This is a genomic window from Synergistaceae bacterium (assembly GCA_031272035.1).
In the GTDB taxonomy this organism is placed as follows: Bacteria; Synergistota; Synergistia; order Synergistales; family Aminobacteriaceae; genus JAISSA01.
Genome location: JAISUO010000058.1, coordinates 20,718 through 28,026 on the forward strand (window position 1 = coordinate 20,718; position 7,309 = coordinate 28,026).

Here is a 7,309-nt window from a genome sequence, read left to right on the forward strand (position 1 = left end):
ACTTCCATGAACGAGTGGCTTTTGAAATTTCCCGACGCCCTGACCTTCAACCCGGGCACGGTTATCGACGACGCCATACGGCAGTTCAGCCGGGATCACCGCGCTTCCCTGGCCGCCATCAAAACCATCACGGTCTGGACCCTGAACGGCATCGAGGGATGCCTGACCCTCATCCCCTGGTGGCTGCTGATTCTCCTGGCGGTCTGGGGAGGCTATCGCACGAGCCGCAGCTGGAAGGTCGGGGCTCTTTACGGCGCGATGCTCTTCCTGGTGGGGAGCTTCGGCCTCTGGGCCCTGATGCTCCAAACCCTTTCCATCATCGTCCTCTCCGTAACGCTGGCGCTGCTCCTCGGATTTCCCATGGGCGTGCTGGTGGCCATGAACCGCTATGTGGAGGCCGTCATGCAGCCCGTCATGGACTTCATGCAGACGATTCCTTCCTTCGTCTACCTGATTCCGGCGGCGATGCTCTTCAGCGTGGGCAAAACCCCCGCCGTCATGGCGACGCTGTTTTATTCCATCGTGCCCATGATCCGTTTGACCAGTCACGGGATACGCTACGTGGACAAAGAGGTTGTGGAGGCGGGGCTGGCCTTTGGGTCCACCCGCCTGCAGCTTCTTTTCGGCGTTCAGGTGCCTCAGGCCCTGCCCACCATCATGACGGGCATCAACCAGACCATCATGATGGCCATGGGCATGGTGGTCACCTGCGCCCTGATCGGAGCCAACGGTCTGGGCATGGAGATCCTGGTCGCCACCAACCGCACGGAGATGGGACGCGCTCTTATGCCCGGCATCTCCATCGTCTTCGTCGCCATCATTCTGGACCGCCTGACCCAGAAGTCCATCAAACGAAGCGAAAGGAAAGTCTCATGAACGAGGACACGCGAACCCTGCCTGCGGCTGATTCCGTCGTTTCAGCCGCGGGGCTTGATGACCTTAAGGAGGAGATGAAACAGGAGGAAAGCGACATCCTGCTGAGCGTTCGGCATCTCCGCAAATTCTTCGGCGTCAATAAAATAGCCGCGCGACGGATGCTGCAGGAGGGCGCCGGCAAGGAGGAAATCCTGAAAAAAACCGGAGTGACCATCGCCATCGACGATGTATCCTTCGACGTGGAGCGGGGTAAAATCTTCGCCTTGATCGGACTGTCCGGCAGCGGCAAATCAACCGTGGTCCGCTGCATCAACATGCTTCAGCGCCCGACGGCCGGAGAAATTCTCTTCGAGGGGCGCAGCGTGGTTCATATGACCCCACGGGAACTGCGCGATCTTCGACGCTCCAAAATTTCCATGGTTTTTCAGGGGTTTGGTCTGATGAACCATCGCGACGTTCTGGGCAACGTGGCCTATGGTCTCGACGTGCGGGGCCTCCCGAAAGTCGAACGGGAGAACCGGGCCATGGAAATGATCGAGCTGGTGGGGCTGAAGGGCTGGGAGAACAAACCCATCCACGACCTGTCCGGCGGGATGCGCCAGCGGGTCGGGATCGCCCGGGCCCTTTGCAACAACCCTGAACTTCTCCTGATGGACGAGCCCTTTTCGGCGCTGGACCCTCTGGCCCGCCACGACATCCAGTTCGAACTGCTTTCAATCCAGAAAAAGCTGGGTAAAACCGTTATTTTCATCACCCACGACATCAACGAAGCCTTCAAAATGGGGGATACCGTGGGAATCATGCGGGACGGGCGAATCGAGCAGCTGGGCACTCCGGAAGAGCTCACCCTCTCCCCCGCAAACAACTATGTTCGGGATTTTCTGGAGACCATCGACAGAACGAAGATTCTGAGCGTCCGGCACGTCATGATCACCCCTTCCTGCCTGATTCGGGAGAATTCCGACCCCATCGGAGCGATTCGGGAGATGCGGGAAAACAACGTCTCGACGGCCTACGTCATCGGAAAGGGAATGAAATTCATCGGCATCGTGACGCTTTCCTCCGCGCTGCAGGCCAGGACCGACCATCTTTCCTCGGTTTCCTCCATCATCATGCACAACGTGGTACAGGTGGAGCAGAACGCACTGATCAGCGACATCATCGGGGTTGCCTCCGACACGCCTTTTCCTCTGGCCGTCATCGACGATCAGGGGCGGCTCGAAGGCATCGTCAGCCGCGCCGCCATCCTGTCCAGTCTTTCGTGAGGGGCTCTGTTTCCCTTCCGCCGGGTTTGGAGGGCTTCCGCTCCCGGCGGGTTTTTCGGCTGGTTGGAGATCACCTGGAGCCGGGTCACTCCAACAGCATACGGTCGTTGTCCAGAGGCTGACCCTTCCGGCTGTGCTGAGAATAGAGCTCCATCAGCCGGGGAATCGTCATTTTGTTCCGTTCCTCTCCGGAAATATCGAGGATGATGCGCCCGTCCTCCAGCATGACGGTGCGCGTCCCAAAACGCAGCGCCTGCTGGATGTTATGGGTGACCATCATCGTGGTGAGGTTTCTTTCCTTCACCGTCTCCCGGGTGATGGCCATGATTTTTTCGGCGGCGGCGGGGTCCAGAGCGGCGGTATGTTCGTCCAGCAGAAGCAGACGGGGGTTGGCCGCGGTTGCCATGAGCAGGGCCAGAGCCTGCCGCTGCCCTCCGGAGAGAAGTCCCGCCCGGGTTTCCATGCGATCTTCCAGCCCCATCCCGAAGCGGGCCAGCAGATCCCGAAAAAGAGCGGAGTCCTTTTTATTGATTCCGGGGCGCAGGGGCCAGCGCTTCAGAAATCCGAAAATCCCTCCGCCCTGGGGTGTTGAATGCCGGCTGCAGGCCAGAGCCAGATTTTCCTCTATGGTCATGCCGGGAGCCGTTCCTTTCAGGGGATCCTGAAAAAGATAACCGATCATGAAGGCCCTTTTGTGGGGAGGAAGCCAGGTTATATCCTCCCCGCCCAGAACGACGCGTCCGCCGTCCAGCAGAAAACCTCCCGTTATGGCGTTGAGCAGGGTGGATTTTCCGGCCCCGTTGGAACCGATGAGCGTCACGACCTCTCCCTCTTTCAGATCGATGCTCAATTCGTCCAGCGCCACGTGCTCGTTGGGCGTTCCCGGCTGAAAAACCTTCCGCGCTTCCTCAACCGCGAGCATTGCGCAGAGCCTCCCGTTTCAGTCCGGCCAGCTTCAGCCGGTTTCTCACGGCGGGCAGAGAGAGCGCGATCATGACGATCAGCGCGGAGACCAGCCGAAGGGCGTAGGCGGGGAAAAAGTCGCTTTTGAGCGCAAGGGCGATAATCAGCCGGTAGAGGATGGAACCCCAGATCGCCGCAAGCAAACCCAGCGTCACGGAACGGCGGCTGAAAAACATCTCCCCGATAATGACCGAGGCCAGCCCCACCACCATCATGCCCACTCCGGCGCCAATATCCGCAAAGCCCTGATACTGCGCCGCAACCGCTCCGGAAAAGCCCGTGCAGGCGTTCGAAAGCGCGACGGCCACCACCCGCATGGCGTCCACATTGATGGACGACGCTCTCACCATCGCGTCGTTGTCTCCCGTGGCGCGGACACAAAGCCCCAGGTGCGTGTGAAAAAACCACACCAGTACCGCAAAACAGACAAGACAAAGCAAAAACGTCAGGACCAGCCGGACGATATCCCGATCCAGATGGGGGAAAAAGGTCAGCGCCATGGAAAACAGATGGGGCGACCCCAAGAGAGACACGTTGGAACGATCCCCCAGAATGAAAAGATTGACGGTGTAGAGGCCGCTCATGGTGAGTATCCCGGCGAGGATAGGGTGAATATTCAGCTTGGTCTGAAGAATGCCGGTGACCGCCCCCGCCGCCGCTCCGGCGAAAATGCCCAGCAGGATCCCGTAAACGGGCATCCCCAGCACGGTCATCGAAGCGGACACGGCCAGCCCCAGGGTGAAGCTGCCGTCGGCCGTCAGGTCCGGAGTGTCCAGGATCCGGAAAGTGATGTAAATGCCCAGAGCCATCAGGCCGTAGATCAACCCCAGATGAAGCGAGCCAAAAAACAAAGTCATTACTTTTACCTTCCTGATTGCTCTGACTTATTTCACGAGGACGGAGTTTTTCGCAAATTCTTCCGGAATCTCCACGCCGACGGCGTCAGCGGTGGTTTTGTTGAACAGCGTGACAAAATCAGAGATGACCACCGAAGGGATGTCCTCCACGGAAGCGCCCTTCAGATAGCGGTCCACCATATCGGCGGTTCGGGCGCCAATCACGTGATCGTCGATGCTGATCGTGGCGAAGGCTCCGGAGTTGACCATAACCGCGGAGCTTCCGTAGGTGGCGATTTTGGCCTCGTTGGCGACCCCCACCACCTGAGGCATGGCGCTCTGGATCATGCTGTCGTTGGGGATGAAAATGGCCTCCACCGCTCCCACCAGGGACTGGGCCACCTGCTGAACCTCGGAAGAGGACGTGGCAATGGCCTCTTTGTACGCATAGAGTTTTGTTTGATCCAGAAAGGCCTTTGCAGCTTTGGCGGTGTTGACCGCGTTGACCTCGCCGTTGCTGTAAAGAATTCCAAAAGTTTTGACGTTCGGCGTGATCTTCGCGGCAAGGCGGAACATTTCGTCCACCGGAATGGCGTTGGAGGTTCCTGTGGCGTTTTTATCCGGTTTTTCCATCTTCGTGATGACGCCTGCCGCGACGGGGTTGGAAACGGCGATGAAAAAAACGGGCGCTTTGGGGCTCAGGTTGACCATGGCCTGAGTGGGCGGAGTCGCGATGGTCACGATGGCGTCCAGGTCCGAGTCCGCCATTTTCTGACAAATTGAGTTCAGGTTGCTCATATCGCCCTGGGCGTTTTTGTAGTCGAAGGTCATTTTGTCCTCGCCGTAACCCAATTCCCGCATCCGGGCGATGTATCCCTCTCGCATGTCCGCGAAGGCCCCATTGTCGATAAGCTGTACGATCCCGACTCGGTAAACGCCGCCTTTGAGAGGAGCGGCCTCAACCCGCCCGCAAAAGACAACAGCCAGCGCCGCCAAAAACAACACACCCATTTTTTTCACGGAAATTCCGACGTTCCTGCCCATTATACCCATCATACCCACCTGCTCCTTTTTACATAAAAGTAAAAAAATAAAAGTCACACCCACCCCACGGCGTCCCCGGAACAAACAAAAAACGCCTGTCCCACAGGTACTCCCGTACCACAAGGACAGACGTAAATCATCTGCGGTGCCACCTTGCTTGACGATAAAATCGCCCTCTCACCGGAGCGCCATCACGCCCCCTGCCCATAACGCCGGCCTCGCGTCGCCAGATAATCGGGAAACGGCAATTCCACTTTCCCTTTCCCCGCGCCCTCCGCAGTCCATTTGCCGCCCCGCTTTCTGCCCGACTTTCACCCTCTCGGACTCTCTGTAAGCGCGCTGACGGTTTGATTTCTGCATCCACGGTTTAACAGGTCATTATAAAATCATATCGAGAAATATTTGTCAATATAAAAAAGCAAAAAGACGAAAAAGCGAAAAAGTAAAAAGTCGTTGCTGAAAACCGTCTTTTCTTTAACTGAAAGTTTTATGGTCTGTCCTCTTTTACAACGACGCTGCGACCCAGTAAATCCATGATCTCCACAGCGGGAACAAAAATTTGACCGTCCACCTCGTCAGGTGCCGTAGAAAGCTTTCTGGTCGGAACGACATAATCTTTGACGAGAGTGCCGTCGACGTAAGTCGCATCCGTTTTGCCCGCAGGGATGTCGTCGGCGTACAGTTCTGCATCGACTCGGAGAAAGGTTTCGCCCGGCTTAATGTTCAGTGAGCGTCCGTTATGCAGGATGGTAACGACATGAGCTGCCTTCTGCGGGTCCGTGTTGTAGGCGGCAATTCTCCAGGCATGGAAGTCAGGGCCGTAAATGTCTTCAAGGTCAGCAAGGCTGATCATCGTCACTCCATCGGAGCTTGACGTTGGATGTTTTAGCTTATATGGGGTATTGTCCAGCAAAACCTCTTTCTTAGCCCGGAAAAGCGTCAGCGTTTCAAACCGGTGATTGGGGTCGGCTGGCTTCAAAAAACTGTCAAAAAAGACATACATGGCCTCCATTCCTGATCCATAAGCGTAAGAATGGTTCCCTTCCTCAATAGTCATAAAATAAGAGTTGGAACATATGTCCTTGACCCATTTGGTGACCCAGGGGACGTAGCGGCTGTAATATGGAACGGTGGCGTCGGTGACTCCATGAATAAAGAACGCTGGTTTGTTACCAATTTTCTCTATAAAAAGAGTTTTTTGTTCATCGGAGATCTCCCTACTGGTTGCGGATGGCGCCTGAGGAGAGATGGACACAAACATCTCTGGATAGCGGATCGCCAGATCCCAGGTTCCCTTGCCGCCTGCCGAATTTCCGGAAAGGAACACTTTTTTACGGTCAACGTTGTAATCCTGGCAAACCATCTCGAAAGCCTTGAAAAAGGAATAACGTGCCGGACCTTTAAACCAAGCCGGGCTTCGAGTCCATCCATTGGGTGAGAGAACGATGTAACCGTACTTGTCGGCGAGTGTTTCGATATCCAGGCTGCGATCGCTCAAGCGTTCGAAAGGAGCGTTCTCGTTGCCTGTTCCGCCGTGGAGTATGAAGTTAAACTTGTTGGGAATGGAAGGGTTGTAGGTATTGGGAATATAAATATTGTAGGGCATGATACGGTTGACGTACATCTCTTTCATTGGGTCACTCTCGCCATTAAAACCTTCCCCTGTGTAGACTTTCTCCACTCCCACATAAAAAGCCTTCCAAAAGTGTCCTTTAGTGATCGTCTTATCCAAAACTCCATCCATGTAATCCGCCCAGGTCATCTCTCTGTCGGTTATTTTCTCCCAGCCTGTATAAATGTTACGTGAGGAGGCTTTTGGAATATCCGGAATCACACTTTGAATACCCAGATATGCATCTTCGTCAAGAGCGACTTTCCCCAGAGCTTCCATGAAACTGACCAATGGAACGTAAAGTTTTCCGTTCTTACTTTGAGGCAGAGCAGTCAATGGTTTGGGAGAAAGCCCTTCGGTCGTCATTGGTTTAACTTTCTCAAGTCCTTCTACTGCTCCGTCGGCGGCTTTGGTGGTAAAGGGCTCATATACGGTCTTAGTGGCTGAAGAGATTGCCGTACTTTTTGTCGAGTATTTCACTTCCCAAAGCGTTTTGGTATAGTTCAGGCGGGGAGCCCGCAGTCCGCTATCTTCAGGATGGACCGTTTTGGTGAACATTAAATGCCTCACGGTCAGACTGTCGCCTTCGAGAGCGAAGGTAAAATACGGGGCATAAAGTCTGGCGAGATCCTCCAGAGCAACCATCAAAGTCGTTCCATCTTTATAGGTGGAATTGTCCAAAACATATTGAGTCAAGGTATCGAAATGATTCA

The 7,309-nt window shown here is 55.3% G+C and carries 6 protein-coding genes; 2 read left to right on the forward strand and 4 right to left on the reverse strand.

From position 1 onward, the window contains the following. Positions 1–6 precede the first annotated feature (6 nt). Together LBR61_07350 and LBR61_07355 are read left to right on the forward strand one after the other, a co-directional pair. Positions 7–876, forward strand: a complete 870-nt coding sequence (locus tag LBR61_07350) for an ABC transporter permease subunit (protein ID MDR1731894.1) — start codon at positions 7–9, stop codon at positions 874–876. Beyond that, on the forward strand, positions 873–2,141 hold the full coding sequence (locus LBR61_07355) for a betaine/proline/choline family ABC transporter ATP-binding protein (protein MDR1731895.1): 1,269 nt from the start codon (positions 873–875) through the stop codon (positions 2,139–2,141). Before LBR61_07350 ends, LBR61_07355 begins: the two co-directional genes overlap by 4 nt. Before the next feature lie 85 nt (positions 2,142–2,226). Here LBR61_07355 and LBR61_07360 read toward each other — a convergent pair whose 3' ends face one another. The 4 genes from LBR61_07360 to LBR61_07375 all read right to left on the reverse strand — a co-directional run. Continuing rightward, positions 2,227–3,063, reverse strand: a complete 837-nt coding sequence (locus LBR61_07360) for an ATP-binding cassette domain-containing protein (protein ID MDR1731896.1) — start codon at positions 3,061–3,063, stop codon at positions 2,227–2,229. After that, positions 3,050–3,961 (reverse strand): ABC transporter permease, encoded by a 912-nt coding sequence (locus LBR61_07365; protein MDR1731897.1) that lies wholly within the window; start codon positions 3,959–3,961, stop codon positions 3,050–3,052. Before LBR61_07365 ends, LBR61_07360 begins: the two co-directional genes overlap by 14 nt. Before the next feature lie 27 nt (positions 3,962–3,988). Next, a complete protein-coding gene (locus LBR61_07370) occupies positions 3,989–4,996 on the reverse strand; it encodes an ABC transporter substrate-binding protein (protein MDR1731898.1) in 1,008 nt (335 codons plus the stop codon). A gap of 475 nt (positions 4,997–5,471) precedes the next feature. Next, on the reverse strand, positions 5,472–7,309 hold a 1,838-nt coding region (locus tag LBR61_07375), incomplete at its 5' end, for a hypothetical protein (GenBank protein ID MDR1731899.1).

Bases quoted from the DNA above. Each gene is read 5' to 3' on its own strand.
- LBR61_07350 (MDR1731894.1), top strand. From the start codon at position 7: ATGAACGAGTGGCTTTTGAAATTTCCCGACGCCCTGACCTTCAACCCG.
- LBR61_07355 (MDR1731895.1), top strand. From the start codon at position 873: ATGAACGAGGACACGCGAACCCTGCCTGCGGCTGATTCCGTCGTTTCA.
- LBR61_07360 (MDR1731896.1), bottom strand. From the start codon at position 3,063: ATGCTCGCGGTTGAGGAAGCGCGGAAGGTTTTTCAGCCGGGAACGCCC.
- LBR61_07365 (MDR1731897.1), bottom strand. From the start codon at position 3,961: ATGACTTTGTTTTTTGGCTCGCTTCATCTGGGGTTGATCTACGGCCTG.
- LBR61_07370 (MDR1731898.1), bottom strand. From the start codon at position 4,996: ATGATGGGTATAATGGGCAGGAACGTCGGAATTTCCGTGAAAAAAATG.